Source organism: Plantactinospora sp. B5E13 (assembly GCF_039871775.1).
Lineage (GTDB): Bacteria > Actinomycetota > Actinomycetes > Mycobacteriales > Micromonosporaceae > Plantactinospora.
Genome location: NZ_JBDPLT010000109.1, coordinates 1 through 1157, shown reverse-complemented (window position 1 = coordinate 1157; position 1157 = coordinate 1). Strand labels below are relative to the sequence as shown.

Below are 1157 nucleotides of genomic sequence, written 5' to 3'. Positions count from 1 at the left end.
CGTGGCTTGGTGTTACTTCGTGGTGATTGACTCTGGCTCGTGGGGTTGACGCAGCAGCAGCGGGCTGAACTGTCCAGTCTGGTCGGTGACCGGCGGGTGGACGCGGTGGTGGCGGGGCGGGCGCGGATGGTGTTGTGGCGCGACGAGGGCCGTAGCGCGGAGGAGGTCGCGGTCCTGGCCGGGGTGTCGCGTCCGACGGTGAACACCTGGGTACGCCGGTATCACGCCCATGGCGTGGCGGGTCTTGCCGATCGGCCCCGGCCGGGTAAGCCTGCGGAGGTTCCCGGACGGGTGCGGGCGCGGATCCTCGCCCTGAGCCGGATGGCGCCACCGGCGGTGACCGGTCTGACGCACTGGTCGAGCCGGGAGATGGCGAACTACCTGGCCAGACACGAGAACATCACGGTGTCGCACAACTTCATCGCCGATCTGTGGCGCCAGCACGGGCTCCAGCCGCATCGGTCCGGCACGTTCAAGCTCTCCAGGGATCCGGCGTTCGCTGACAAGGTCGTCGACATCGTCGGTCTGTACCTGAACCCGCCCGACGGGGCGGTCGTCCTCTGCGTCGATGAGAAGACGCAGGTCCAAGCTCTCGACCGGAGCCAGCCGCTGCTGCCGATCGACTTCGACCGCACCGAGAAACGCACCCACGACTACGTCCGGCACGGCACCACGAACCTGTTCGCCGCTCTCGATGCCGCGACCGGCCAGGTCACCGCCCGATGCTTCCCGAAACGACGCGGCAGCGAGTTCCTGACCTTCATGAAAACGGTCGCCGCCGCCTACCCCGACCGCGAACTGCACGTGGTCGTGGACAACCTGTCCACCCACGCCACCGACGAGGTGAAAGCCTGGCTCGCCGCCAACCCCCGGATCGTCTTCCACTTCACCCCCACCGGCTCATCGTGGTTGAACATGATCGAGATCTGGTTCGGGATCATCACCCGGCAGGCGATCCGACGCGGCACCTTCACCTCCGTCACCCGACTGACCAGGGCGATCAACGACTACGTCACCGCGTGGAACACCAACGCGAAACCGTTCGTCTGGACCGCGACCCCCAGCGAGATCCTGGCCAAGGTCCGCTGGGTCCACACCGAGGTCCGCAAACTCCTCACCAACAACGACAAGTAAACGATCTCAATTACGCGACACTA

At 66.1% G+C, this 1157-nt stretch carries 1 protein-coding gene; it reads left to right on the top strand.

Annotated features, from left to right (window positions below):
* Positions 1–39: 39 nt before the first annotated feature.
* Positions 40–1134, top strand: coding sequence for an IS630 family transposase (locus ABGB05_RS36885; RefSeq protein WP_347658669.1), 1095 nt, complete (start codon positions 40–42; stop codon positions 1132–1134).
* The last annotated feature ends 23 nt before the right edge of the window (positions 1135–1157 follow it).